At 69.0% G+C, this 25,192-nt stretch carries 26 protein-coding genes and 1 pseudogene; 13 read left to right on the top strand and 14 right to left on the bottom strand.

Annotated elements, in window-relative coordinates; genetic code table 11:
• Positions 1 to 20 precede the first annotated feature (20 nt).
• The 4 genes from AB0I43_RS35060 to bluB all read left to right on the top strand — a co-directional run bounded on the left by AB0I43_RS35060 (position 21) and on the right by bluB (position 4,819).
• A complete protein-coding gene (locus AB0I43_RS35060) occupies positions 21 to 1,157 on the top strand; it encodes a ferredoxin reductase (protein WP_357433375.1) in 1,137 nt (378 codons plus the stop codon).
• Between the two features lie 127 nt (positions 1,158 to 1,284).
• Positions 1,285 to 2,736, top strand: coding sequence for a fatty acid desaturase (locus AB0I43_RS35055; RefSeq protein ID WP_356975924.1), 1,452 nt, complete (start codon positions 1,285 to 1,287; stop codon positions 2,734 to 2,736).
• Between the two features lie 102 nt (positions 2,737 to 2,838).
• Complete coding sequence (locus tag AB0I43_RS35050) at positions 2,839 to 4,092, top strand: fatty acid desaturase (RefSeq protein ID WP_356975922.1); 1,254 nt, start codon at positions 2,839 to 2,841, stop codon at positions 4,090 to 4,092.
• Between the two features lie 76 nt (positions 4,093 to 4,168).
• A complete protein-coding gene (gene bluB, locus AB0I43_RS35045; RefSeq protein ID WP_356975921.1) occupies positions 4,169 to 4,819 on the top strand; it encodes a 5,6-dimethylbenzimidazole synthase in 651 nt (216 codons plus the stop codon).
• Here the strand turns inward: bluB and AB0I43_RS35040 are convergent.
• The gene (locus tag AB0I43_RS35040; protein WP_356975920.1) at positions 4,813 to 5,022 is read right to left on the bottom strand and encodes a hypothetical protein; all 210 of its coding nucleotides are present in this window, start codon (positions 5,020 to 5,022) and stop codon (positions 4,813 to 4,815) included. The genes bluB and AB0I43_RS35040 overlap by 7 nt on opposite strands.
• A 143-nt stretch (positions 5,023 to 5,165) precedes the next feature.
• Here AB0I43_RS35040 and AB0I43_RS35035 point away from each other — a divergent pair, with 143 nt between their 5' ends.
• The gene (locus AB0I43_RS35035) at positions 5,166 to 5,543 is read left to right on the top strand and encodes a nuclear transport factor 2 family protein (RefSeq protein ID WP_356975918.1); all 378 of its coding nucleotides are present in this window, start codon (positions 5,166 to 5,168) and stop codon (positions 5,541 to 5,543) included.
• A 35-nt stretch (positions 5,544 to 5,578) separates the two neighbouring features.
• Here AB0I43_RS35035 and rsgA read toward each other — a convergent pair whose 3' ends face one another.
• From rsgA to AB0I43_RS35020, 3 genes are all read right to left on the bottom strand, one after another.
• Positions 5,579 to 6,577 carry a ribosome small subunit-dependent GTPase A gene (gene rsgA / locus AB0I43_RS35030; RefSeq protein ID WP_356976189.1) on the bottom strand — a complete coding sequence of 333 codons (999 nt, stop codon included), beginning with the start codon at positions 6,575 to 6,577 and terminating at the stop codon, positions 5,579 to 5,581.
• Entirely contained in the window at positions 6,574 to 7,884 is a 1,311-nt protein-coding gene (aroA, locus tag AB0I43_RS35025; protein WP_356975916.1) for a 3-phosphoshikimate 1-carboxyvinyltransferase, read from the bottom strand. The genes rsgA and aroA overlap by 4 nt, the downstream gene beginning before the upstream one ends.
• An 82-nt stretch (positions 7,885 to 7,966) precedes the next feature.
• On the bottom strand, positions 7,967 to 9,466 hold the full coding sequence (locus AB0I43_RS35020) for an aldehyde dehydrogenase family protein (RefSeq protein WP_356975915.1): 1,500 nt from the start codon (positions 9,464 to 9,466) through the stop codon (positions 7,967 to 7,969).
• Positions 9,467 to 9,638: 172 nt separating this feature from the next.
• Between AB0I43_RS35020 and AB0I43_RS35015 the strand changes: the two genes are divergently transcribed.
• Positions 9,639 to 10,397 carry an SOS response-associated peptidase gene (locus AB0I43_RS35015; RefSeq protein ID WP_356975914.1) on the top strand — a complete coding sequence of 253 codons (759 nt, stop codon included), beginning with the start codon at positions 9,639 to 9,641 and terminating at the stop codon, positions 10,395 to 10,397.
• A 50-nt stretch (positions 10,398 to 10,447) separates the two neighbouring features.
• On the opposite strand, the gene AB0I43_RS35010 is transcribed toward AB0I43_RS35015, so the two are convergent.
• Together AB0I43_RS35010 and ybaK are read right to left on the bottom strand one after the other, a co-directional pair.
• Positions 10,448 to 10,744: a hypothetical protein gene (locus AB0I43_RS35010; RefSeq protein WP_356975913.1), complete on the bottom strand. Its 297-nt coding sequence runs from the start codon at positions 10,742 to 10,744 to the stop codon at positions 10,448 to 10,450.
• Positions 10,745 to 10,847: 103 nt separating this feature from the next.
• Complete coding sequence (gene ybaK, locus AB0I43_RS35005; protein ID WP_356975911.1) at positions 10,848 to 11,372, bottom strand: Cys-tRNA(Pro) deacylase; 525 nt, start codon at positions 11,370 to 11,372, stop codon at positions 10,848 to 10,850.
• 203 nt (positions 11,373 to 11,575) lie between these two features.
• On the opposite strand from ybaK, the gene AB0I43_RS35000 reads away from it, so the two are divergent.
• The 4 genes from AB0I43_RS35000 to AB0I43_RS34985 all read left to right on the top strand — a co-directional run bounded on the left by AB0I43_RS35000 (position 11,576) and on the right by AB0I43_RS34985 (position 14,523).
• The gene (locus AB0I43_RS35000; protein ID WP_356975910.1) at positions 11,576 to 12,211 is read left to right on the top strand and encodes a sigma-70 family RNA polymerase sigma factor; all 636 of its coding nucleotides are present in this window, start codon (positions 11,576 to 11,578) and stop codon (positions 12,209 to 12,211) included.
• An 8-nt stretch (positions 12,212 to 12,219) separates the two neighbouring features.
• A complete protein-coding gene (gene rsrA / locus AB0I43_RS34995; RefSeq protein ID WP_356976188.1) occupies positions 12,220 to 12,483 on the top strand; it encodes a mycothiol system anti-sigma-R factor in 264 nt (87 codons plus the stop codon).
• A gap of 290 nt (positions 12,484 to 12,773) precedes the next feature.
• The gene (locus tag AB0I43_RS34990) at positions 12,774 to 12,989 is read left to right on the top strand and encodes a biotin/lipoyl-binding carrier protein (protein ID WP_356975908.1); all 216 of its coding nucleotides are present in this window, start codon (positions 12,774 to 12,776) and stop codon (positions 12,987 to 12,989) included.
• Between the two features lie 19 nt (positions 12,990 to 13,008).
• The gene (locus AB0I43_RS34985; RefSeq protein ID WP_356975906.1) at positions 13,009 to 14,523 is read left to right on the top strand and encodes a histidine kinase N-terminal domain-containing protein; all 1,515 of its coding nucleotides are present in this window, start codon (positions 13,009 to 13,011) and stop codon (positions 14,521 to 14,523) included.
• A 130-nt stretch (positions 14,524 to 14,653) separates the two neighbouring features.
• On the opposite strand, the gene AB0I43_RS34980 is transcribed toward AB0I43_RS34985, so the two are convergent.
• Both AB0I43_RS34980 and AB0I43_RS34975 read right to left on the bottom strand, forming a co-directional pair.
• Positions 14,654 to 14,908: a WhiB family transcriptional regulator gene (locus AB0I43_RS34980; RefSeq protein WP_011211115.1), complete on the bottom strand. Its 255-nt coding sequence runs from the start codon at positions 14,906 to 14,908 to the stop codon at positions 14,654 to 14,656.
• A gap of 253 nt (positions 14,909 to 15,161) precedes the next feature.
• Positions 15,162 to 16,106, bottom strand: coding sequence for a diacylglycerol kinase family protein (locus AB0I43_RS34975; RefSeq protein WP_356975904.1), 945 nt, complete (start codon positions 16,104 to 16,106; stop codon positions 15,162 to 15,164).
• A gap of 73 nt (positions 16,107 to 16,179) precedes the next feature.
• Here AB0I43_RS34975 and AB0I43_RS34970 point away from each other — a divergent pair, with 73 nt between their 5' ends.
• Positions 16,180 to 16,620 (top strand): hypothetical protein, encoded by a 441-nt coding sequence (locus AB0I43_RS34970; protein ID WP_356975902.1) that lies wholly within the window; start codon positions 16,180 to 16,182, stop codon positions 16,618 to 16,620.
• Here AB0I43_RS34970 and AB0I43_RS34965 read toward each other — a convergent pair.
• The 6 genes and pseudogenes from AB0I43_RS34965 to AB0I43_RS34940 form a co-directional block, all read right to left on the bottom strand.
• Positions 16,584 to 17,270 carry an endonuclease V gene (locus AB0I43_RS34965; RefSeq protein WP_356975900.1) on the bottom strand — a complete coding sequence of 229 codons (687 nt, stop codon included), beginning with the start codon at positions 17,268 to 17,270 and terminating at the stop codon, positions 16,584 to 16,586. The two genes, AB0I43_RS34970 and AB0I43_RS34965, sit on opposite strands and share 37 nt — an antisense overlap.
• Positions 17,271 to 17,325: 55 nt before the next feature.
• Positions 17,326 to 17,823 carry a GNAT family N-acetyltransferase gene (locus AB0I43_RS34960; protein WP_356975898.1) on the bottom strand — a complete coding sequence of 166 codons (498 nt, stop codon included), beginning with the start codon at positions 17,821 to 17,823 and terminating at the stop codon, positions 17,326 to 17,328.
• Positions 17,820 to 18,431: an acid phosphatase gene (locus AB0I43_RS34955; RefSeq protein ID WP_356975896.1), complete on the bottom strand. Its 612-nt coding sequence runs from the start codon at positions 18,429 to 18,431 to the stop codon at positions 17,820 to 17,822. Before AB0I43_RS34955 ends, AB0I43_RS34960 begins: the two co-directional genes overlap by 4 nt.
• Before the next feature lie 50 nt (positions 18,432 to 18,481).
• Positions 18,482 to 18,928: a nitroreductase/quinone reductase family protein gene (locus tag AB0I43_RS34950; RefSeq protein ID WP_356975895.1), complete on the bottom strand. Its 447-nt coding sequence runs from the start codon at positions 18,926 to 18,928 to the stop codon at positions 18,482 to 18,484.
• A gap of 47 nt (positions 18,929 to 18,975) precedes the next feature.
• Positions 18,976 to 20,211, bottom strand: a complete 1,236-nt coding sequence (locus AB0I43_RS34945) for a PQQ-binding-like beta-propeller repeat protein (RefSeq protein WP_356975893.1) — start codon at positions 20,209 to 20,211, stop codon at positions 18,976 to 18,978.
• Between the two features lie 1,266 nt (positions 20,212 to 21,477).
• A pseudogene (locus AB0I43_RS34940) lies at positions 21,478 to 22,998 on the bottom strand (DEAD/DEAH box helicase); the annotation flags it as partial.
• Positions 22,999 to 23,386: 388 nt separating this feature from the next.
• Here AB0I43_RS34940 and AB0I43_RS34935 point away from each other — a divergent pair.
• Positions 23,387 to 24,439: an alpha/beta fold hydrolase gene (locus tag AB0I43_RS34935; protein ID WP_356975891.1), complete on the top strand. Its 1,053-nt coding sequence runs from the start codon at positions 23,387 to 23,389 to the stop codon at positions 24,437 to 24,439.
• Between the two features lie 50 nt (positions 24,440 to 24,489).
• Complete coding sequence (locus AB0I43_RS34930) at positions 24,490 to 25,191, top strand: ferritin-like fold-containing protein (RefSeq protein WP_356975890.1); 702 nt, start codon at positions 24,490 to 24,492, stop codon at positions 25,189 to 25,191.
• The last annotated feature ends 1 nt before the right edge of the window (position 25,192 follow it).

Here is a 25,192-nt window from a genome sequence, read left to right as displayed (position 1 = left end):
CAGGGAGATGTTTGGCACTGATGGTGTTCAAGAATGTGCGGGAGTGGCTGGAGGCCCCGGCCGCGAGCGTCGCCGAGCGCGGCGGCCGGCTGAACATGTTGCGTGGGGCGGTCGCCCGGGTGACCACGCCGCTGCTGCCCGACGACTACCTCCATCTGGCCAATCCACTCTGGTCGGCGCGGGAGCTGCGCGGCCGGATCGTGGAGGTGCGCAAGGAAACCGCGGATTCGGCGACGCTGGTCATCCGACCGGGCTGGGGCTTCGACTTCAGATACCAGCCGGGTCAGTACATCGGCATCGGCATCCTGGTCGAGGGCCGCTGGCACTGGCGCTCCTACTCGCTGACCTGCCCGCCGAACTGGTCCGAGCCGGGCCACAACGGCAAGCGTGTGATCTCCATCGCGGTCAAGGCGATGCCGGAGGGCTTCCTGTCCAGCCACCTGGTCACCGGCGTGCAGGCGGGCGCGATCATTCGCCTGCAGGCGCCGCAGGGCGGCTTCGTCATGTCGTTCCCGCCGCCGCCGAAGGTGCTGTTCCTGACCGCGGGCAGCGGCATCACCCCGGTGATGTCGATGGTGCGGGCGATGGACCGCCGCGAGCACGTCACCGATGTGGTGCACCTGCATTCCGCGCGCACCGCCGAGGACGTGATGTTCGCCGGTGAGCTGCGCGCGCTGCACGACCGGCATCCCAGCTTCAGCACCCACCTGCATCTCACCGGCGAGAACGGCAAGTTCAAGCTGACCGATCTGGACGAGCGCTTCCCGGACTGGCGCGAGCGCGAGACCTGGGCCTGCGGCCCGGCCGCGATGCTGGACGAGATCGAACAGCATTGGCGCGACGCGGGTCTGTCGGACCGGCTGCACGTCGAGCGCTTCGAGGTGGAGCGTTCGGCGGTGGGCGAGGGCGGCACCGTCCGCTTCGCGAAGTCGGACCGCACCGTCGAGGTCGACGGCGCGACCAGCCTGCTCGAGGCGGGCGAGTCGGCCGGGGTTCAGATGCCGTTCGGCTGCCGGATGGGCATCTGCCAAACCTGTGTGCTGACATTGAGTTCCGGGCACGCGCGCGATCTGCGCAACGGCGACGAGAAGCGCGAAGGCGACAAGGTGCAGACCTGCATCTCGGCCGCCGCCGGGGACTGCACGCTCGATATCTGAGCGAACGGCGCTGGTAGAGCCGGCGCGGCCGGGGTATCCCCGGTGACAAGGGGTAGTGGCAGCGACGCCGCAGCGGGGAGGGTGACAGGTACGCTCGAAAACAGTTCGAGCCGACGAAGGGACCCGGGTGGCAATCACCGACATCAAGGCGTTCGCGCACCTCACCGAAGCCGATATCGAAATGCTCGGGCAGGAGCTCGATGCCGTCCGGCGATCGGTCGAGTTGTCGCGCGGCGAGCGTGATGCCCGCTACATCCGGCGCGCCATCGCCGCCCAGCGCGGGCTCGAGGTGGCCGGCCGGGCCATCCTGTTCGGCAGTCGCAACCGCTGGGCCTGGCTGGCCGGCACCGCGCTGCTCTCGGTCGCGAAGATCGTCGAGAACATGGAGCTCGGGCACAACATCAGCCACGGCCAGTGGGATTGGATGAACGACCCGGAGATCCACTCCACCAACTGGGAGTGGGATCAGACGGGTCCGTCCGCGCAGTGGCGGCGGGCGCACAACTACTCGCACCACACCTACACCAACGTGCTCGGCAAGGACGAGGATCTCGGCTTCGGCATCCTGCGGATGACGCGCGACGAGGCCTGGCGCCCCATCCATCTGGCGCAGCCGGTCAACAATCTCATCCTCGCCGCCACCTTCGAGTGGGGTATCGCCCTGCACGACTGGAGCATCGAGAAGGAGCTGTCCGGCGTCCCGGCCAAGCAGTGGGATTCCGAGCCCAACAAGGAGTTCGCGCGCAAGATCGTGCGCCAGGTCGGCAAGGATTTCGTGCTGTACCCGGCGCTCACCGGTCCGGCCTGGAAGTCCACGCTCAAGGCCAACGCCACGGCGAACCTGGCGCGCAATCTGTGGGCCTACGCGGTCATCTTCTGCGGTCACTTCCCCGACGGCGCCGAGAAGTTCACCATCGAACAGCTCGACGGCGAGACCAGGGGCGAGTGGTACCTGCGGCAGATGCTGGGCAGCGCCAACTTCAAGGCCGGCCCCGCGATGGCGTTCATGAGCGGCAACCTCTGCTACCAGATCGAGCACCATCTGTTCCCGGATCTGCCGAGCAATCGGTACGCCGAGGTCGCGGTGAAGGTGCGCGAGCTGTGCGACAAGTACGACCTGCCCTACACCACCGGCTCGCTGGGCAAGCAGTATCTGCTGGCCTTCCGCACCATCCACAAGCTGGCGCTGCCGGACAAGTGGCTCAAGCGCACCGCCGACGATGCCCCGGAGACGTCTTCGGAGCGCAAGTTCGCGGGCATCACGCTGCCCTCGCTGCCGACGGCCGCGGAGTTGCACGAGACGTGGGCCGAAACCCACATCATTCCGGTCGATCCCGCGACGGGGCAGCGCTACGGGTTGCGGTCGGCGATGCGGGAAGCCAAGGTAGTGCTCAAGGAAAAGGCCGAGCACGAGAAGCAGGTGCTGCGCGAGGCCAAGCAGTCCTTGAAGGAGAAGGCCCGCCAGGAGAAGCAGCTGCTCCGGGAAGCCGGTGCGGCGCTGCAGGAGCGGGCGCGCCACGAGCAGGAAACGTTGCGGCACAAGCCGTTCTGGGCAAAGGTGACACGCCGGTTCGCGTAATCGTTTAGCATCTCCGCAGCACGTTTTCAATGCGGGATTTGCCACACTGTGAGGTCGTATCTCACAACCTACGGTGTCGTAACTTACGGTACTGTAACCAGTATGGCGATCTCGGATGTCAAGGAATACGCACACCTCACCCCGGAGGATGTCGAAGCTATCGGGGCCGAACTCGATGCCATACGCCGTGAGGTCGAGTCCGCTCGAGGTGAAAGCGACGCCCGCTACATCCGCAACGTGATCCGGCTCCAGCGCGCGCTCGAAATCAGCGGCCGCGGTGTGCTGTTCTTCAGTCTCTTCCCGCCGGCCTGGCTCGCGGGCACCGCGCTGCTCGGCACGGCCAAGATCATCGAGAACATGGAGATCGGCCACAACGTCATGCACGGCCAGTGGGATTGGATGAACGATCCGGAGATCCACTCCACCAACTGGGAGTGGGACAACGCCGGCCCGTCCGAGCACTGGAAGATCACCCACAACTTCCTGCACCACAAGTACACCAACGTGCTCGGCATGGACGACGACATCGGCTACGGCCTGCTGCGCGTCACCCGCGATCAGCGGTGGAGCCCGTTCTACCTGGGGCAGCCGGTGTACAACCTGCTGCTGCAGATGTTCTTCGAATACGGCGTCGCCATCCAGCATCTGGAGCTGGGCAAGGTCGCCAAGAAGAAGTGGCCGGCCGGCAGCCCCGAGCGCGTCCAGTTCGAGGAAGACCGCAAGCTGGTGCTGAAGAAGATCGGCAAGCAGGCCGCGAAGGACTACCTGATCTTCCCGCTGCTCACCGGTCCCGCCTTCTTCGGCACGCTGAGCGCCAATTTCGCGGCCAACGTGATGCGCAACGTGTGGACCAACGCCGTCATCTTCTGCGGGCATTTCCCCGACGGCGCCGAGAAGTTCACCAAAGACGACGTGATCACCGAGACCCAGGGCGAGTGGTATCTGCGGCAGATGCTGGGCAGCGCCAATATCTCCGGCGGCAAGCTCATGCACTTCATGACCGGCAACCTGAGCCACCAGATCGAGCACCACCTGTTCCCGGACCTGCCGTCCAACCATCTGGCCTCGATCGCGGTGCGGGTGCGGGCGATGTGCGACAAGTACGACCTGCCCTACACCACCGGTTCGCTGCCGGTGCAGTACTTCAAGTCGTGGCGCACCATCATGAAGCTGTCGCTGCCCAACAAGTACCTGCGGGCCAGCACGCACGACGCGCCGGAAACCAAGTCGGAGAAGGCGTTCGGCGGCGCTCCGGTGATCGACCCGGCCACCGGCCGGCGCAGCGGGCTACGGACGGCCCTCGCTCAGGGCCGCCGTCGTATCTCGCGCCGCCGCGAGCCGGTCTCGGTCGGCTGATCCACGGCACGCAATAGCCCGGGCGTCGCGCCCGGGCCATTCTCGTGCCCGGACCACGGCCTGGTTGACTGGGCGGGTGAGTGCCGATCAGTTGTACGAGGTCATCCGGCGGCGGCGCGACGTGCGCGCGGAATTCACCGGTGCCCTGGTCGAGGAGGCCACGCTGCTGCGCATCCTCGATGCCGCGCACCGCGCGCCCAGCGTCGGGAACTCCCAGCCCTGGGATTTCATCGTGGTCCAGGATCCGGCGACGCTGCGCGCGTTCGCGGATCATGTCGCGCGGAAGCGCGCCGAGTTCCATGCCGCGCTGCCCGCCGACCGGGCCGCCACGTTCGACCCGATCAAGATCGAGGGCATCACCGAGAGCGGCACCGGCATCGTCGTCACCTATCGGCACGACCGCGGCGGCCCCCAGGTCCTGGGCCGCGCCACCGTCCCCGAAACCGGAATCTACTCAGCTGTTCTCGCCATCCAGAACCTGTGGCTCGCCGCCACCGCCGAGGGCATCGGCGTCGGCTGGGTCTCCTTCTACGACCCGGCCTTCCTCACCGACCTGGTCGCCCTCCCCGCCGACGTCCAACTCGTCGCCTGGCTCTGCGTCGGCCCCGTCCACGCCTTCCAGGAAGTCCCCGACCTGGAACGCTTCGGCTGGCGCACCGGCCGCCCCCTCACCGCCGCCATCCACCGGGAAGCCTTCGGCACTCAGGACGCGGCCGAGCCTCAGTAGTACAGCCACTTGGCGGCATGCCGATGCCGCGTCGGCTCCGGCTGTTCCCCACGCAGCAGCGCGAGGCGCGTGCGCTGACGTGCGCGCCGCTCGAGCACGCGGCAGTCCTCGCCGATTCCGGCGTACGCGCCGCCGCGCGTGAAGAACGTGCTGCCGTCCTCGATCTGGAGGCGGATCGGCATGGTGTTGTCGGTACGGGACACGGGAAACCTCTCGGCCCCGCCGGCGTCTCCGGCGCGGACCTAGAAGTCGGCCCCGCTGAATCGTGCGCTCATCTCCCCATCGAACCGCAAGAGTTTCGGCGCGGCAATCCATTTCGGGGCGGGGATCCGGTACCTTCTCCTGCGTGGACCGCGCTGCCGTGCAGTCATGGGTCGAGGAGTACGAGCGGGCTTGGCGAACGCCGGGTACCGAGCTACTCGACGGTCTTTTCGCGCCCGGGGTCGGGTATCTGGTGTCGCCCTGGGCCGAGCCGATCGATGGGCTCACGGCGTTGGCCGCGTTCTGGGAGCAGGGGCGGTCCGGGCCCGGCGAGGAATTCGCCATGGAAGCCGAAGTCGTTGCGGTGGAGGGTGATACGGCGGTGGTTCGGGTGGAGGTCGACTATCGGCACGACGACCCCGGGCACTGGCGAGATCTGTGGATCCTGTGTTTCGACGCCGTGGGCCGCTGCACCTGGTTCGAGGAGTGGCCCTTCGCCCCGGGGCAACCCGACGGCCACTAGTTCGCGGGTGCGACCGGCGGGCCGGGCTCGGGGGACTACCAGTTTTCGTTGGCGTTCAAGGCGGTCAAGAGCATGCGGATGGCCGCGACGCGACGTTCCTTGCCGGGCAGGAGATCCAGGGCGCATTCCGGATCGGCGGGCGGGCCCAGGTGGGTGCAGCCGCGGGGGCAGTCCTCGATGGCTTCGGCGAGGTCGGTGAAGGCGGCGATCACGTCGTCGGGGGTGATGTGCGCCAGGCCGAAGGAACGGACGCCGGGTGTATCGATGACCCAGCCTCCGGCGGGCAGGGGCAGCGCCACCGACTGGGTGGAGGTGTGCCGGCCCTTGCCGACGCCGGAGACGATGCCGACAGCCCGATCCGCGTCGGGCACAAGGCGATTCACCAGCGTGGACTTGCCGACACCGGAGTGCCCGATCAGCGCGGTGAGCCGATCGTCGAGCAGGGCGTGCACCGGCTCCAGCGGATCGTCGACCCCGCCGTAGACGATGGTGAGATCGAGATCGTCGAAGGCCGCCGCGAAATCGGACTCGGCGGCCAGATCATGTTTGGTCAGGCACAGAATCGGTTGCAGCCCACCGGCATACGCGGCGACCATGGCCCGCTCGACGAACCCGGTGCGCGGCGGCGGGTCGGCCAGCGCGACCACGATGAACAGCTGCTCGGCGTTGCCGACGACGATGCGCTCGAACGGATCGGTGTCATCGGCGGTGCGGCGCAACACGGTTCGGCGTTCGGCGACCCGCACGATGCGGGCCAGGGTGTCGGGCTTACCCGATAGGTCCCCGACCACATCCACCTGGTCGCCGACCACGATGGGCGTACGCCCGAGCTCGCGGGCCCGCATCGCCACGATCGGGCGATCCGGGTCACCGTCCAGCACACAACCCCAGCGCCCCCGATCCACCGACACCACCATGGCCGGTTCCGCATCACTGTGCTGCGGACGGGTTTTGGTGCGCGGCCGGGAACTCTTGCCGGGACGAACCCGGACATCGGTCTCGTCGTAGCTGGACGAACTGCGGCCGCGACTCAGTGTGCCGCTCCCGGTTCAGCCGGCGCCGAATCGAGCATGCCGCCCCACAGGTCGACGAAGTTGGGCAGGGTCTTGGCGGTGGTGCCGATGTCCTCGATCTCGATGCCGGGCACCTTCAGTCCGAGAATCGCACCCGCCGTCGCCATCCGGTGATCGGCGTAGGAATGCCAGCGCCCGCCGTGCAATTCGGCCGGCACGATCTCCAGCCCGTCCTCGGTCTCGGTGACCTTGCCGCCGAGCCGGTTGATCTCGGTGGACAGCGCCGCCAGCCGATCGGTCTCGTGCCCGCGCAGGTGCGCGATGCCGCGCAGCCAGGACGGGGAATCGGCCAGCGCGGCCAGCGCGGCCACCGTCGGTGTGAGTTCGCCGACGTCGTGCAGATCGATATCGATGCCGGCCAGCCGTTCGGGACCGGTGACGGTGAGCACGCCGTCGAAGATGCGGGCCTCCGCGCCCATCCGGACCAGGATCTCCCGGATGACGTCGCCGGGCTGGGTGGTGAACCGCGGCCAGTGCGGAATGCTCACCGAGCCGCCGGTGATCGCCGCGGCGGCCAGGAACGGCGTCGCGTTGGACAGGTCGGGTTCGACTTCCCAGTCGACCGCGCGGATCGCGCCGGGGTGCACGGTCCAAGTCTGCGCCTTGCGGCTGTCGGTGGGAGCCTCCACCGATACGTCGGCGCGCCGCAGCATTTCGACGGTCATCTCGATGTGCGGCATCGAGGGCAGCGCCTTGCCGTCGTGGTGCACGGTCAGCCCCTGCTCGAAACGCGCGCCGGAGAGCAGCAGGCCGGAGACGAACTGGGAGGAACCGGAGGCGTCGATGGTGACGGTGCCGCCGCGCAGCCCGCCCTTGCCGTGCACGACGAAGGGCAGCGCGTCACCGTCGATTTCGGCGCCGAGTCCGCGCAGCGCGTCCAGGATGGTGCGCAGCGGGCGCACCCGGGCCTGGGCGTCGCCGTCGAAGGCCACGTCACCGGCGGCCAGGGTCGCGGCCGGCGGCAGGAACCGCATGACGGTGCCGGCCAGGCCGCAGTCGAGGGAACCGGCCCCGAGCGGGCCCGGGGTGACGGTCAGGGTGTCGGAATCGCCCTCGATGCGGGCACCGAGGGCGCGCAACGCCTCGATCATGAGGTTGGTGTCGCGGCTGCGCAGCGCCCCGGTGATCGTCGAGGGACCGTCCGCGAGGGCCGCCAGGATCAGGGCCCGGTTGGTGATCGATTTCGATCCGGGCAGCGAAACGGTGGCGTGGACGGGAACATCGACATGGGGCGCTTGCCAATAAGTCACGGGTCCATCTTCGCCCATCGCGTCGACGGACACGCGAGCGGTTGCGAAATAAGACCAGCCACACCGGCTGGCTCCCGGTGCGGCTGGTCGAGACTACTGCTTACTTGTGCCGGCCGTGCAGGAACGGCACCAACTTGCGCAGCAGATTCATGGTGGAATCGGTGCGGCTGTAGGACAGCAGCGCCATACCGGGGACCGTGAACTTCTGCACCGCGATCGAATGCGGGCGGGCGAACTCGCGCAGGCCCGGCTCGCCGTGGATGCGGCCGATGCCCGATTCACCGACGCCGCCGAAGGGCAGGCCGGGGATGGCGGCGAAGGCCAGCACCGAGTTCACCGAGGTGGCGCCCACCCGCAGCCGGCGCGCGATCTCCAGGCCGCTCTTCTTCGAGTACACCGCGGAGGACAGGCCGTACTTGGACTTGTTGGCCAGCTCGACGGCCTCGTCGACGCCGTTCACGGTCTTGATGGTGACGGTCGGGCCGAAGGTCTCCTCGGCGACGGCCTCGGAATCCTCGTCCACGTCGACCAGCACGACCGGCTCGATGAACGGGCCCTTGACCGATTCCGGGCCGCCCAGCACCGCGGTGCCGCCCCGCTTCAGCGCGTCCTCGATGTGGCGGCGCACGATGTCGATCTGGCTCGGCATGGTCATCGGGCCGTAGTGCGCCTTGTCGCCGGAGCCGGGCTTGACCTCGGACAGGATCCGCTTGACCTCGGCGACGAACTCCTCGCGCACCGAGCGGTCGACGTAGACCCGCTCCACGCCGGCGCAGGTCTGGCCGCTGTTGGAGGTGGCGCCCCAGGCGACGGCGTCGGCGGCGGCCTTGACGTCGGCGTCACCCGCGACGATCACCGCGTCCTTGCCGCCGCATTCCAGCAGCACCGGGGTCAGGGTGTCGGCCGCGGCGGCCATGATCCGCTTGCCGGTGGCGGTGGAGCCGGTGAAGGCGATCTTGTCGACGCCGGAGCGGACCAGGGCCGCGCCCGTCTCGCCGTAGCCGTTGATGGTCTCGAAGATGCCGGCGGGCAGCTCCGGATTCGCCTTCTTGAACGCCTCGGCGAGGAAGTTGCCGATGCCCGTGGAGTACTCGCTCGGCTTGAACACGACGGTGTTGCCCGCGGCGAGCGCGTAGCCGATGGAGCCGTTGGGGGTGTAGACCGGGTAGTTCCACGGCCCGATCACGCCGACGACGCCGAGCGGGCGGTGTTCCAGGCGGGCGGAGAAGTTCGACATCAGCGCGCCGGGGGAGACCTTCTTGGGGCCGAGCACCTTCTTGGCGTTCTTGGCCGCCCAGGAGATGTGCTCGAGGGCCAGCATGAGTTCCAGGAAGGCGTCGTCGAGCGGCTTGCCGTTCTCCCGGTGGATCAGGGTGCAGAACGCCTCGGAGTCGGTCACCAGCTGGGATTCCCAGCGCTGCAGGTACTTCCGGCGTTCGGCGTAGCTCAGCGCGCCCCAGGTGGCGGCGGCGGTGCGTGCCTTGGCGACGGCCGCGCGCACCGCGTCCTCGTCGTCGACGGTGTAGGTGGCGATGACCTCCCCGGTGGCCGGATCGACCGATGTCAGCAACGTTTCGGGGGTGGTCTCGGTGGTGGTCACGGTGGGAATCTCCTCTTACCTCTGCGGCGGCCCGGTCGGTGCGCGCACCGGCGTGGATGAGGTGTGATCCACCCCATCCGATGAGAGGATGCTATGCCAAAACTCTCACCAGGTCACCTGGCTCCTTCAATTGTCCCCGGAAAGTGTCGGCCGGGAGTGGGACTATCGAGATATGTGCGGACGATATGCGACCACCACGAACCCCGGCAAGCTTGCCGCGGAACTGGATGCTCTCGATGAGACGGGTAGCGAAAATGGTTCGGGCGGAAACGGTTTCACCAATTACAACGTCGCGCCGACCACCCAGGTGCTGACCGTGGTGGAACGCCACGAACACGGGCACGAGGACGACGATCCGGCGTTGCGGATCCGCCGCATGCGCTGGGGCCTGATCCCGTTCTGGACGAAAGCCGCCGAGCCCGGCGTCCCGGCCAAAGGGAAACCGCTCTTCAACGCCCGCGCCGACAAGGCCGCCACGACGCCGTCCTTCCGGGACGCGGTCAAGTACCGCCGCTGCCTGGTCCCGATGGACGGCTGGTACGAGTGGCTGGTCGAACCGGACGCCACCCAGAAGGGCAAAGTGGCGAAGCAGCCCTATTTCATGGCCAACGCCGACGGTTCGCGGCTCTATATGGCTGGTCTGTGGTCGGTCTGGCGGGACAAATCCCTGCCCGACAGCGATCCGCTGCTGTCCTGCACCATCCTGACCACCGACGCGGTCGGCGAGCTGACCAAGATCCACGACCGGATGCCGCTGCCGATGCCGCGCGATCACTGGGACGCGTGGCTGGATCCGGACCATCCGGCCCCGGCCGAGTTGCTGGCCACCCCCACCGCGGACGTGGTCTCGGGAATCCTGGCCCGGCCGGTGTCGCCGCTGGTCAACAGCGTGCGCAACAACGGCCCCGAATTGCTGGAGGCCCCGGCCTGAAACGCGAAACGGCCGAGCGGTTGCCGCTCGGCCGTTCTCGTCGGAATGCTTCAGAGCTTGCAGGCCACCGAGTCCGACGCCATGCTGATGCCGCATTTGATCAGGCCGGCGCCCAGGTCGACCATCTTGCTGGCCAGCCCGCCGCCCATCTTCTCGGCTTTCTCGGCCTTCTTGTCGCTCTCGTCCGGCTTGGCCTTGCCGGGGTAGTCGGCCTGCTGGCCGGGGTTGACCTGTATGACAACCGGTTCCGCGCCGGCCGGGCCCACGGTCAGCGGGCCGAGAGCCAGTGCCGCGGCTCCGAGTGCCGCGACGAGTGTGCGGGAGACCAGGCGGTGCTGAGACAACATTGAGCATCACATCCTCGGGTCGGACGAATCGGACCTTGCTGGAGCTCTAGCGCAGCGCCGGTTTTGTCCGGTGCCGCGATTTCATTACCGCACAGATGGGCGGTCAGCTGTTGGATGCCACACGGTCTGTTTTCTGGCCGGCGACGATCGGCGCGGTCACCGCCGCCGCCAATCGCACCAGGTCACCCGGGGCCAGTTCGATCTCCAGCCCGCGCCGCCCCGCACTGCACAGCATCCGGTCCCAGCCCAGCGCCGACTCGTCCACCACGGTCGGCAACCGCTTGCGCTGACCGAGCGGGGAGATGCCGCCGAGCACGTATCCGGTGGTCTTCTCGGCCTTGGTCTTGTCGGCCATGGCCGCCTTCGGCACGCCGAGCGCGGCCGCGGCCGCCTTGAGCGACAACGTCTCGGGCACCGGCAGCACCGCCACCGCCAGCGTGCCGGTGGACAACTCGAGCACCAGGGTCTTGAAGATCTGCCCGGGCCGCACCCCCAGTTCCGCGCCGAGCGCGTCCACCGCCTCGGTGCCGTAGGAGTCGGCGCGCGGATCGTGGGTGTAGGCGTGCACGCGATGCGCCACCCCCGCCTTGGTCAGGGTGCGGATCGCCGGTGTCGAGGCTCCAGCCATGGCAGCGACTGTATCCGGCTCGGGAACACCGGGACCGCCGTGCCTGTTGCATGCCATACAGCCAGTTGTTGACGTGTAAGGAGAAGTCGGTGCCAGTACTGCTCGACGAACGTCCGGTCCTGACCGGGCCCTCTGACACGCAGTTCCCGATCGATGTGCGGATGCCGGTAGATTTGGCGGGTACCGCAATCGAAGGGACAGGTGTGACGAGCGACGAAGACGTGGTGGACGACGGTACGGCCGTCCCCGCAGTCGACGATGCGGAACTGGCACAGCGGTTCGAGCGCGACGCGCTCCCCATGCTGGACCAGCTCTACGGCGCCGCGCTGCGCATGACCAGGAACCCCGCCGACGCCGAGGACCTGGTGCAGGAGACCTACGTCAAGGCGTTCCAGGGCTTCAAGAGCTTCCGGGAGGGCACCAACCTGCGGGCCTGGCTCTACCGGATCCTCACCAACACCTACATCAACTCCTACCGCAAGAAGCAGCGGCAGCCCGCGCAGTACCCGACCGACGAGATCACCGACTGGCAGCTCGCGGCGACCGCCGAGCACACCTCCACGGGTCTGCGCTCGGCCGAGGTGGAGGCGCTGGACGCGCTCCCCGACGACGACATCAAGGCCGCGCTGCAGGAACTCCCCGAGGAGTTCCGGATGGCGGTCTACTACGCCGACGTCGAAGGTTTCCCGTACAAGGAGATCGCCGACATCATGGGCACCCCGATCGGTACCGTGATGTCCCGGCTGCACCGCGGCCGCAAGCAACTGAAGGGACTGCTCGCCGACGTGGCGCGCGAGCGCGGGTTCAACCGCGGTGAACGGCAGGAGGTCAAGCAGTGAGTGACGACATGGAGCTCGACTGCCGGGCCGTACTCGCCGACGTGTGGTTGATGCTCGACGGCGAGTGCGACGAGGCCACCCGAGCCCGCCTGCAACACCACATGGACCACTGCTCGCCCTGCATCGAGGCCTATGGCATCGAGGAGAAGGTCAAGGGCCTGCTCAGCCGCAAGTGTGGCGGCGACCGCGCGCCCGATTCGCTGCGCGACCGGCTGACCATCGAGATCCGGCGCTCGATCACGATAACCGAGATCGAGACCAAGGAGTCCTAGGCAAAACCCAAGGGACGGTTGAACATCGAGCGGCCCGCGCTTCCTGGTGGAAGTGCGGGCCGCTCGCTGTTCTACACGCTCACAACGCCTCAGGCGTTGGGCCGCTTGCCGTGGTTGGCTGCGCTTCCCTTGCGGCTGCGCTTCTTACGTCCACGCTTACCCATGAGTAGGCTCCCTTCTGCGGATCACCCCCGCATCCGCGGGGATCACTCTGATCGAAGCCCATTGTTTCACGTGTGGTTGGCTGTAGCTTCAGCGGATACAAGTCCCGAACCGGAGAATGGGGTGTCATGGCCGAGGAAGTGCGCGCCGAGATGGTCTCGACCGTCCTGACCGTCGACGTCGAGGTCGGTGACAAGGTGCACGTGGATCAGGCCCTCATCCTGCTCGAGTCCATGAAGATGGAGATTCCGGTGCTCACCGAGGTCGAGGGCGAGGTCACCGAGATCGCGGTGCGGCCCGGCCAGGTGTTGCAGGCGGGCGATCTGATCGCCGTGATCTCCTGATCGAAGGCGTGGATCCGACGTGTCGACCCTCAGCGAGCTACTAGCCGAGCACACCGATCTCCCGGGCATCGCCGTGGACCACCTGCAGCGGGTGGTGGGGGATTGGCAGTTGCTCGCCGACCTGTCCTTCGCCGATCTGCTGCTCTGGGTGGGCGCGGGCCCGGTCACCGACGGCGCCGACATCGTCTGCGTCGCGCAATGCCGCCCCACCACCGCGGCGACCGTGCACCTCGAGGACAAGGTCGGGACCACGGCCACCCCGGCCGACCATCCGCAGGTCTTCGACGCTCTGCTCAGCGGCAAGGTCGTCCGCGCGGACAGCGACGGCGAGGCGGCCGGCGTCTACCACCCGCACCCGGTGCACGCCATCCGCGAGGCCATCCCGGTGCGCTGCGGCGACGATGTGATCGCGGTGCTGTCCCGGGACACCGATACCCAGCGCTCCCGGGTCCGCAGCACCCTGGAGATGGCCTATGTGGCCTGCGCCGACGATCTGTGCCAGATGATCGCCGACGGCAGCTTCCCCACCACCGAGGACCGCGCGGCCACCCATTCCAGCCCGCGCGCCGGTGACGGCTTCATCCGCCTGGACACCGCGGGCACCGTGGTCTACGCCAGCCCGAACGCGCTCTCGGCCTATCACCGGATGGGCCTGCAGAGCGATCTGGCCGGGCAGGATCTCGCGGTCACGACCCGCTCGCTGATCACCGATCCGTTCGACGCCCAGGAGGTCGTCGGCGACATCCAGGCCGCGCTGGCCGGGCGCACCGGCCGCCGCATGGAGGTCGAGGCGCGCGGGGCGACGGTGCTGCTGCGCACCCTGGTGTTGCGCCCGCACGGCGAATTGGCCGGGGCCGCAGTGCTTGTCCGCGATGTCACCGAGGTCAAGCGCCGCGATCGCGCGCTGCTGTCCAAGGACGCCACCATCCGGGAGATCCATCACCGGGTGAAGAACAATCTGCAGACCGTGGCCGCGCTGCTGCGACTACAGGCCCGCCGGACCGAGAACGAGGAGGCGCAGGTCGCGCTGACCGAGTCGGTGCGCCGGGTGACCTCCATCGCCTCCGTGCACGAGATGCTGTCCATGTCGGTGGACGAAGAGGTGGATCTGGACGAGGTGGTCGATCGGCTGCTGCCGATCATGGCCGATGTCGCCACCGTGCACACCACGCGGATCAAGGTGCGCCGCGCGGGCTCGCTGGGCGTGTTCTCCGCCGAGCGCGCGACGCCGCTGGTGATGGTGCTCACCGAACTGGTGCAGAACGCCATCGAGCACGCCTTCGATTCGGGCGAAAACGGCACCGTGACAATCCGTTCCGAGCGTTCGGCGCGCTGGCTGGATGTGATCATCAGCGACGACGGCCGGGGCCTGCCCGCCGGTTTCAGCCTGGAATCCTCCGACCGGCTGGGCTTGCAGATCGTGCGCACGCTGGTCACGGCGGAGCTGGGCGGGTCCATCGGCCTGCATCCCGGCGCCGACGTCGGCACCGACGCGGTGCTGCGAGTTCCGTTGGGCCGCCGCTCCGGTCGCTGAGACCGGGCGGCGTCGCGCTGCGCCGCATCTGTTTTCGGGTGCAAATAAGCCCGGCACCTGAGGGTGCCGGGCCGAATGCGTTTCCGGGCCGGGGCTGTGCGTGGCCCGGTAACGCCGAGTCGTCTGGGTGTCAGACGACGGTGCGGGTCCGGGTGCGCGCGTTACGACGCTTGAGCGCCCGGCGCTCGTCTTCGCTCATACCACCCCACACGCCGGCATCCTGACCGGACTTCAGGGCCCAGGACAGGCAATCGGCAGTGACGGGGCAGCGAGCGCAGACCAGCTTGGCATCGGCAATCTGCGCGAGCGCAGGACCACTGTTACCCACCGGGAAGAACAGTTCAGGGTCCTCGTCACGACAGATGGCCTTGTGGCGCCAGTCCATTCCTCTGCTCCTTTGCTGGGCGCTCCAAAAAAGCGCCTTATGGTTTGTGGATCGTTCACTTGTGCGACTGGAAAGTTTCCGCACGGTTGCTTGTGAATGCTTTCACGAACACCGTAGATGTCAATAGGTATCCGGTGCACCGTGGGGAAGCTCACGCTCTCAAAGTTCCCAACGCGGGAACCTGCGGGCTCCTTTGTACTCGCTCCAACTGGTTTTCGCAGCGCAACGTGATGTTTCACATCGCGTTTCGTGTTCAACGAGGCTGTGGGGCCACCACTTCGAGTACCCCCGGCACCGAGGTGAAATCCACCACGTTGCGTTTTCCGATAAAGTCGCCATCGATTTGCAGGCCGATCGGCTCCGGTGACTCGATGCGCACCGACGGTACATCGTCTTCTCGAAAAAGGTTGCGGGACTTGGGATTTCCATCCGCTGCCAGGAGCTGTCGAGCGAGCAGCAGGGTCGGGATCACATCCATCGACCGCACCGCAAACACGCCGAGACCCGCCTCGAAGGTGGTGCCCGGATTGGTGTGCACCGGGGTGGCGTTCAGGTACGTCCACGGACTGGTGTTCGTTACGAAGGCGTAATGCACGGCGTCTACGGGCGCATGGCCCGGTATTTCAACCCGGACGGTCGGGTTCTTGCCTTTGGCGCGGAAGAATTGTCGAACAGTTGTGCGAACATAGCGCGCCGGAGTGGCCGGATGACCGTTCGCGCGGCTCGTGTCGATCGCCTCACACACATCCGCGTCCAGCCCCACACCGGCGCTGAAGGTGAACCAGCGATCATCGGCCAGACCCAGGCCGATCTTGCGATCCCGGTGCACGGTCAGCAGGTCGATCAGCTGATTGGTCGCGGTCACCGGGTCCGGTGAGATGCCGAGCGCGCGGGCGAAGACATTCGCCGACCCGCCCGGGATGACACCGAGCCGGGGCCGCCACACCTGGCCGTCGTCGACCTGCGGCAGCGGCAGGAACCCGTTGATCGTCTCGTTCACCGTCCCATCGCCGCCGTGCACGACGATCAGGTCCATCTCGTTGGTGGACGCCCACTGCGCCAGCTCGGCCGCGTGGCCGCGATGCTGGGTGTGCGCAACGGTCAGCTGCGTGCGGCTCTCCAGCGCGTGTGCCAGCAGATCCCTGGTCTCCGGTGTGGTGGAAGTGGCATTCGGATTCACGATCAGCAGGGTCCGCACGGTCGGAAGCCTAGTTGGCGACGGTGTGCGGTCCGACATGCCGTCCCCGGGGTCCGGCTCGTAGGCTTGGCGCGTGGTTGACAGCGACAGGAATGCGGCAAGCGCGGGCGTGCCCGGCACGGTACGCGGCGCGGGCGCGCTGGTGGCACTGGAGGGCGCCGTCGCGGTGACCGTCGCGATCGTGCTGATCGTGCGCGGGCTGCTCGGGCACGACCAGACCGCCACCAGTGGCTACGGCACGGCCGCCTGGTTCGGCATCCTCGGCGGCGCGGTGCTGGCCGCCGGCCTCGGGCTGCTCACCGGGCACCGGTGGGGGCGCGCCATCGCGGTGATCGCGCAGATCCTGATGCTGCCGGTGTCCTGGTCGCTGCTCACCGATTCGCACCAGCCGGTGTACGGCACCCTGCTGGGCCTGGTCGCGCTCGCCTCGCTCGGGCTGCTGTTCGCGCCGCCGTCCAACCGGTGGATGACCGAGGGCTACGGGGTCGACCCGAGCGCGGACCGCAGCGCCTGACGGCACAGCCGATCGGCCTGCCGGGTCGTCTCGGGCTGCCGGAAGTTCGGTGTGAGCGCCAGCACCTGCGCGCAGGCGGTGTCCAGATCGATGCGGTGCCCGACCGAGACGAACACCGGTTTCACCCCGGCGCGGGTGCGCAGCGCGCGGCCGACGACCTCGCCGTCGATCAGTAACTCGGTGCTCGCGCCGCGCTCGGGCCCGGGCTCGATGTAGTTGCCCCACACCGTCTTCGCGACGCCGATGGTGGGGACGCCGGTGAGAATGCCGAGATGGCAGGCGAATCCGAAGCGGCGCGGATGGGCCAGGCCCTGACTGTCACAGACCAGCAGATCCGGTGTGCGGCTCAGCTTTTCCAGAACCGCCAGCGAGGTGGGCAGCTCGCGGAAGGCGAGCAGGCCGGGCACGTACGGGAAGGTCGTGCTGCCGTGCGCCACGGCGGTTTCCAGCGGCGTCAGCGATGACGCGTCCAGCACGACCGCGGCGGCGGCCACCACGCCGGACTCGTCGTAGGCCGAATCGAGCCCGGCCACGGTGCGGAATTCCGGCGGTCGCGGGTTGACCGGGTCGACCTGCGGGCGCAGCTCGTCCTGCAGCGCCATCGCCTCCTCGGCGGTGGCGGGCCAGCTCTCCGGCATCGTCACCTGCATCGTCTTCCCCCCTGCGCACGCGGAAACAGCTCGCGATCATGGTAATTCGCGAGGATCAGCGGGCCTCGCGAGCCAGCTGGAGCAGCTCGCCGCCGGTCAGGCGGTAGCCGACCCAGTCGTTCTGCTCGACCGCGCCGAGCGAGCGGTAGAACTCGATCGACGGCGTGTTCCAGGTCAGCACCGCCCAGTCCACCCGGCTGTAACCGTTGTCGGCGGCCTCTTTCGCGAGCGCCGCGAGCAGCGCCTTGCCGTACCCCTTGCCGCGCGTCTCCGGCTTCACGTAGAGATCCTCCAGGTAGATCCCGTGCGTACCGGTCCAGGTGGAGAAGTTCAGGAACCAGATCGCGGTGCCGACGATCCCCGTCTCGTCGGCCACCACGTGCGCGAAAAGCGCCGGGGCCGTGCCGAACAGCGCGTCGTGCAGTTGCTCGACGGTCAGCGTGCACTCCGCGCGCGCCCGCTCGTACTCGGCGAGGTCGTAGACCAGCTCGACCATGGCGGGGACGTCCGCGGGCGTGGCACGGCGGACGACGGCGTGGCCGGGGTGGGTCATCGACGGGCTCCGCTCAGCTGGGGGACGAGATTGTGCGCGTGGATGGTGCGGGCGTCGTGGTCGTAGCCGAGGATGCTGGTCGCCGCGGTCGACATGGCGAAGCGGCGGCCCTCGACCAGATCCAGTTCGGCCCAGCGGGCGATCAGCGCGCGGGAGAAATGCCCGTGGCCGACCAATACGACATCGCGTTGCGCCAGTTCGGGTTCCGCCGCGGCCAGCACCCGATCGGCGCGGGCCCGCACCTGCGCAGCGGACTCGCCGCCGGGCACCGCGCCGGTCCAGATGGTCCAGCCCGGGGCGGACTCGCGGATCTGCGGGGTGGTCAGGCCCTCGTAGTCGCCGTAATCCCATTCGACGAGATCGTCGTCGACGGCGTAGCCGGACAGGCCGGCCAGCTCGGCGGTGCGCCGCGCCCGCTGCCGCGGGCTGACCAGCACCAGGGGATCGCGCAGTTTCAGCTCGGCGAGCAGGGGTCCGGCGGCGCGGGCCTGCTCCTCGCCGAGCTCGGTCAGCGGCAGATCGGTGTTGCCGGTGTGCCGGCGGTGCTTGGACCACTCGGTCTCACCGTGCCGGAGCAGGACCAGTCGGGCATCGTCGCGTACGGGCATGTCTCCATCATGCTGGACGGGCGACCGCGTGACCCCACCCCGCCACGGGGCTACTTGTCGAACGTGACGACCGCCAGCGGGAGCGGGCGCGCCACCTTGGCCTGGTGTTCGGCCAGCGGCGGGTTGTGGGCCAGCGCCCAGGCGGCGAACTCCTCGTACTCCGCGCCCTCGAGCACCGTGACCAGACCCGAGAACTGCTCGGGCCCGTGCTCGATGGTGACGCGCGGGTTCTTCTTGGCGTTGTAGTACCAGGCCGGGTACCTGTCTTCGATGAGCGAGCTGACGTAAAGGATGTCGCCCGCGCCGGAGGGGCGGCGCAGCAGTTCGAGCGGAACCACGTGCGGCCGGCCGCTCTCGGCCCCGATGGTGGTGAGCAGAATGAGCTCCGCGCCCGCGCAGGCGCCCCCGACTTCGCCCTCGTTCTCCCGGAATTCGGTGATGACGCTGTCCGGATCGTCGTACTCGGTGATCGCGTTGCCGGGCTCGTTCTCGCTCATGCTCCGGATTGTGCCGGAGTTCACCGACAAATTCCGGGCGTCGCCGCTCAGCTGCCGAGGGCGTAGAGAGTCCCGCCGCGCTTCTCCAGCACGACGCCGCCGACCACGGCCAGCGACATGGCCGCGCCGTCGTAACCGGGGCGCTGCACCGGAATGCGCTGCACCTCGGCGCCGGTGGCCGGATCGAGCGCCGCGATCCCGTCGGCCACGGGCAGCAGCAGTTTGCCCGCCATGGACGTCGGCGTACCGAGCGCGCCGGCCGCGGTCCACATCGGGTCGAAGGTGCCGGCGTTCAACGCGATCAGGCTGTTGCCGGTGAACACCAGGTAGGCCGAGCCGATCCGCACGGTGCTGGAATTCTCCGCCAGCGGTGCGGAAAGCTGGTGCACCACAACCGGATTCCCGGTCGAGTCGTAGATCGCCAGGCGCGGCGGCGAACTCTCGCCGCCGGGCAGGACGGCGCCGGGCAGATACACCGCGATCCGGCTGTCCGACACCGCGATGACCCGGGCCTCCGGCGCGTCCGCGCCGGGGCCGGTGAGCACCCGCGAGCCGTGCTCCTCGGGCACCGTGTTGTCCTTGGGCGCGGGGTTCAGCACGGTCAACCGGTTGGTGGCGTCCTCGGGACAGCGCTCCAGCACCGCCAGCCGCGCCGGGCTGGACCCGGCGGAGAGCAGCGTGCAGTCTTTGCGCGGCTGGGTTTTCACGTTCACCGGCGCGTCCACGTAGCCGTATTCGAGCGTGCGCACCAGATCCGACCGCCACATCTCCAGCCGCTTGCCGCCCAGGGCCAGCAGGTAGGTGCCGTCCACCGACAGCCGCAGCTCCGGATCCATGTAGCTGCTGCGCGCGGTGCGGCGGTCGCCGTTGTCCCCGGCCAGCATCGTGGCCTGGCTACAGCCGCGCTGGTCCTTGTACACGGCGATCACCGCGCCGAACTGGGACTCGATGCCGCACAGCGGCATATCGCGGCGGTAGCGCCACAGCTCCGCGCCGGTGCTCGGATCCCGTCCGGTGACGGTGCCGCCCTCGCCGGTGATCACCGCGCCCGCGGAGATCAGCGCCCGGCCCGCCGCGCCGTCCGGCGCGTGCCAGAGCTCGCGCAGGGCAGCGGGCAGCTTGTCCGCGGTGGGCGGCGCCGACGCCGGGGTCGCCGCGGTCACCGATTCGGTGCCGGTGGCATCGCCACGGGCCCACACCACCAGCGCCGCGACCACCACGAGCGTGGCGATCGCGACTGCGGAGATGATGTCGGCGCGCGTTCGCCGCTCGGGTGCGAGCACGATTGCGAGAGTAGCGGATCCGCCGAATTATGCCGAAGCGGTCGCCGCCGGAGACTCGACCGCACCGTTGTCGGCGGCGTCGGCCGCGGCCTTCCGGCGCCGCGGTGCGCGAGCCGGCTGCTCCGCCGAATCCGCTTCCGCCGCACCATTTTCCGCGTCCGCAGCTGCGGTTTTGCGAGTCCGGGTCCGCTTGGCCGGAGCCGGCTCGTCCGCAGCGGCGCCGGCGTCGGCGACCGCCTTCTTGCGAGTCCGCTTCACCGGCGCGGGCGCCTCCCCGTCGACGGCGGCGTCGGCGGCCACGCTCTTGCGAGCGCGGGTGCGCTTGACCGGAGCCTCGGCGGGCGAACCGGCCTCGGCGGCCTCGGCGGCCTTGCGGGTGCGCCGCTGCTTGACCGGTGCCTCCTCGGCCGTGCCTTCGGCCGCAGGTGCCTCGGCCACAGTGCTCGTGGCCTCGGTCGCGGTGGCCTGAGCGGAACCGGTGGCCCCGGGGGAACCGGCACCGTTCGTCACGGTCGCGCCGGTGGCCTCGGTGCCGTTCTTCCCGGCGGCCGAAGCACCCGGTGCCTCAGCGGTTGCGGTGGCCGGAGCGCCCGGTGCATCGACGGTCGCGGCGTTGCCTTCCGCCCCGGCGGTCGCGCCCTCGACGGTGTCGTTGCCTGTGGCTTCGGCACCCCCGGTGGTGGCCTTGCGCGTACGCCGACGTGCGGGCTTCTTCGCAGGGGCGTTGTCGCCCTGCGTGTCGGCAACCGCGGTGTCGGCGGTCGGCGCCCCGGTGGCCGAAGCGCCGTTGGCCGCCCCTGCCCCCGAAGCGGCGGTCGCGTCCGAAGCACTGTTGCCGGTCGCCGCATCAGAACCGGAGGTTGCGCTGGAAGCACTGTTGCCGGTCGCTGCGTTGGGGCCGGAGGTTGCGCTGGAAGCACCGTTGCCGGTCGCCGCGTCAGGGGCGGAGGTTGCGCTCGAAGCACCGTTGCCGGACCCCGCCTTCGCGGCGGAGGTTGCGCCCGAGGCGCTGTTGGCGGTCGCTACGCCGGAAGCGGAGGCGTCTGCGGCCGCGCCGTTGACGGTCACCGCCGTCTTGACCGAAGCGGCGTTGGCCGCAGCGTCGCTGACGGACGCGCGGTTCGCCGATTCGGTGCTCTCAGCGGCCGTACCCTCGCCACCGGACTTGCGGCGGCGACGGCGGCGGCGAGCGGGCTGATCGCCGCTTTCCGCCCCGTCCTCGGCGACCGGGGTGTCCTGCGGGGCGTCACCGTTGCCGGTGATCTCCGCTTCGCTACCGGAGCGGCGACGGCGGCGGCGACGACGGCCCGGAGCCTCGGACTCGTCCGCACCGGCCCCGGCGTCGGTCACGCCGTTCTCGGTGCTCGCCGAACCGTTGTCGGTGGTCTCGTCCAACGGCTGACCGCGCAGCGTGCGGCGGCGGTTGCGCTTGCGCGGCGTCCGCGCTTCGCGCTCGACGACGACGGCGTCCTCGTCCCGGGCCGGCTTGGGTTTGCGGACCTGGCCGGTCGCGTCGGTGGGGATGCCCAGATCGGAGAACAGGTGCGGTGAACGCGAGTAGGTCTCGACGGGCTCGGGAATGCCGAGGCCGAGCGCCTTGTCGATGCCCGCCCAGCGGTTCAGCTCGTCCCAGTCGATCAGCGTGACCGCGACGCCGGTGCGCCCGGCGCGGCCGGTGCGGCCGATCCGGTGCACGTAGGTCTTCTCGTCCTCGGGGCACTGGTAATTGATGACGTGGGTGACGTCGTCGATGTCGATACCGCGGGCCGCGACGTCGGTGGCGACCAGCACGTCGATCTTGCCGTTGCGGAACTTGGTCAGCGCCTTCTCGCGCGCGATCTGCCCGAGGTCGCCGTGTACCGCGCCGACGGCGAAGCCGCGATCGGCCAGTTCGTCGGCCACCTTCTGCGCGGTGCGCTTGGTGCGGGTGAAGATCATGGTCGCGCCGCGGCTCTCGGCCTGCAGCACCTTGGCCACCAGTTCGCTCTTGTCCAGCGCGTGCGCGCGGTAGACGAACTGGGCGGTGCGGTCGTGCACGGCCGAATCGTGCGGCTCCTCGGCCCGGATGTGGGTCGGGCGGGTGAGGAAGGTGCGGGCCAGGGTGATGATCGGGCCCGGCATGGTGGCCGAGAACAGCATGGTCTGGCGCTTGTCCGGAACCATGCCGAGGATGCGCTCGATATCGGGCAGGAAGCCCAGATCCAGCATTTCGTCGGCCTCGTCCAGGACCAGCACGCCGATCTTGCCGAGGATCAGGTGGTTCTGGTTGGCCAGGTCCAGCAGGCGGCCCGGGGTGCCGACGACCACGTCGACGCCCTGGCGCAGCGCGGCGATCTGGGTGTCGTAGGGGCGGCCGCCGTAGATCGAGGCGACCTTGAGCGCGCCCTGGTGGTTGCTCAGGTATTTGGCGGCGTTCTCCAGATCGGAGGTGACCTGGATGCAGAGCTCGCGGGTGGGGACGATGATCAGCGCGCGCGGCGTGCCGTCCAGCGGGGTGGTGCCGGTGTCGGCGGTGGCCACGCGGTGCAGCAGCGGGACGCCGAAGCCGAAGGTCTTGCCCATGCCGGTGCGGGCCTGGCCGATCAGGTCCTCGCCGGCCAGTGCGAGCGGCAGCGTCAGTTCCTGGATCGCGAAGGTGCGTTCGATACCGATCTCGCCGAGGGCGCGGACGATTTCCGCGCGCACGCCTAATTCGGCGAAAGTCGGCGCGGTGTGGGTCTCGTCCAGTTCGGCGGTCAACAGGGTGTCCGCTACGCCGGGTTCTTGTTCGACAGTGATCTTGCTCAGGGTTCGTGCCTTCCTCGTATCGCGTCACGCGCGCACGAGGCGTGGGGCGGGCCGGTCGGCCTGCGGTGACCACGTATCCGCCTGTGATGTTCACCGTCCGGGCCGCTGGCGCGATGTCCGCCCGGGTGCCGTGGTTACGGCAGCTACCTGGCACATCGGCGCGGCGCAAGGGTGATGCGGATCTGGTGCGCGCACATTTTCTCGGACATCGGTATCGCCGCTTGCAGCGCGAAATTTTCCGTTGTCCACGGTGATTGTAGCGTGATATGGTGCCCCGCCCGAATTGCAGGCTCCGCATTTCGGAATTGTGCCCGCGCACGGCGTCGGAAATCGTGACAAACCGGGCTTGCATGTTACCGCCGGTACCGGCATGTGAGACATTCTTCTGGTGAGTTTCGCTGACACCGTCTCAACCGCCGCGCGCAATGCCTGGGCGCTGACCTTCGGCCCGGGCGTCGAAGCCCCGAATCCCACGCCCGCCACCGTGCTCTCGGACGCGCCGCACCGCACCCTGCGCCGTTTCGATCGCCCCGAATCCGAGAGCGCCGCAACCGATTCCGCGGTGCTGCTGGTGCCGCCGCTGGCCGCGCCCGCCACCTGTTTCGATCTGCGCCCGGACCAGAGCCTGGCGCGCTTCCTGCTGGAGTCCGGCCGCGCGCCCTACCTCGTCGACTACGGCGAGATCAGCTTCGCCGACCGCCGCATGGGCTTCGAGGACTGGATCGACGACATCCTGCCCGACGCGATCCTGCGCACCTCCGCCGATCGGGGCGGCGCGCCCGTCGACCTGATCGGCTGGTCGCTCGGCGGCACTCTCGCGCTGCTCACCGCGGCCGCGCACGCGCACCTGCCGATCCGCTCGATCACCGCCGTCGGCGCGCCGCTGGACTACGACAAGATGACCGGCATCCCGCAACTGCGCGCGGTCGCGAAACTCACCGGCGGCATCGCCACCTCGACCGCGGTGCGCGCCGCGGGCGGCATCCCGGCCCGGCTCACCCGCGTCGCCTACCGGGTCACCGCCTGGGACCGCGAACTCACCCGGCCCTGGTTCGTCGCGAGCAACCTGACCCGCACCGAGACGCTGGCCAAGATGGAATCCATCGACCGGTTCATGGCCGAGATGCCCGGCTACCCGGGGCGCTTCTACGGGCAGCTGTGGGGCCGGCTGATCCTCAACAACGACATCGGCAAGGGCGTCGTGCGGCTGGGGGAGCGCGCGATCGCGCTCGCCGACGTCACCGCGCACGTGCTGCTGGTCGGCGGGCCCAGCGACGTCATCACCCCGGCGGCCGCCGTTCAGGCCGGTACCCGCACCCTCACCGGTGCGGCCAGCCTGCGCTACGAGACCGCCCCCGGCAGCCACCTGGGCATCCTGACCGGCGAAACCGCGCGCGACACCACCTGGACCTACCTGGACAAATTCCTGACCGAACTCTGAGGGGCGGCGGGCTCCGCAGGTTTCGGCGGACGCGACTACGCTGGGCGGCTATGGGAGCGCAGAGTTCGGAAGCACTGGGATATTCGTCGATCGATCAGGCGGTCGCGCCGATCGGTGCGGACCATCCCGGCGTCACCGATCTGTTCGCCGTGCTGGCCTACGGCGAGATCTCCGCGTTCTACCGGCTGGCCGAGGAGGCCAAGCTGTCGCCGTCGCTGCGCGGCAAGGTCGCCGTCGCGAAGATGGCCGCCTCGGAGATGCGCCACTTCCAGACCCTGGAATCGGCGCTGGCCGAGCGCGGCGCCGACGTGTTCGACGCGATGGCGCCGTTCGTGCGGGCCCTGGACGCCTACCACGATTCCACCGACCCCTCCACCTGGCTGGAGTCGATGGTGAAGTTCTACGTCGGTGACGGCATCGCCGCCGATTTCTACACCGAGATCGCGGGTTCGCTGCCGCCCGAGGTCGCCGACGTGGTGCGCGACGTGCTGGCCGAGACCAGCCACTCCGAGTTCGTCGTCGAAGAGGTGCGCCGCGCCGTCGAGACCAGCCGCTCCGAGCGCGACCGGCTCACCCTGTGGGGCCGCCGGCTGCTCGGCGAGGCGATCACCCAGGCCCAGTACGTCATGGCCCAGCGCGACGAGCTCACCGATCTGGTGCTCGGCTCGGCCGGCGATCTGAACGGCATCGCCATGCTGTTCGAGCGCATGCAGGACAGCCACGCCGAGCGCATGGCCGTCCTGGGCCTCTGAG

The sequence above is a fragment of the Nocardia sp. NPDC050435 genome, from assembly GCF_040655395.1.
In the GTDB taxonomy this organism is placed as follows: Bacteria; Actinomycetota; Actinomycetes; order Mycobacteriales; family Mycobacteriaceae; genus Nocardia.
The sequence above is the reverse complement of the archived record's forward strand: the minus strand, read 5'-3'. Positions and strand labels throughout refer to the sequence as shown.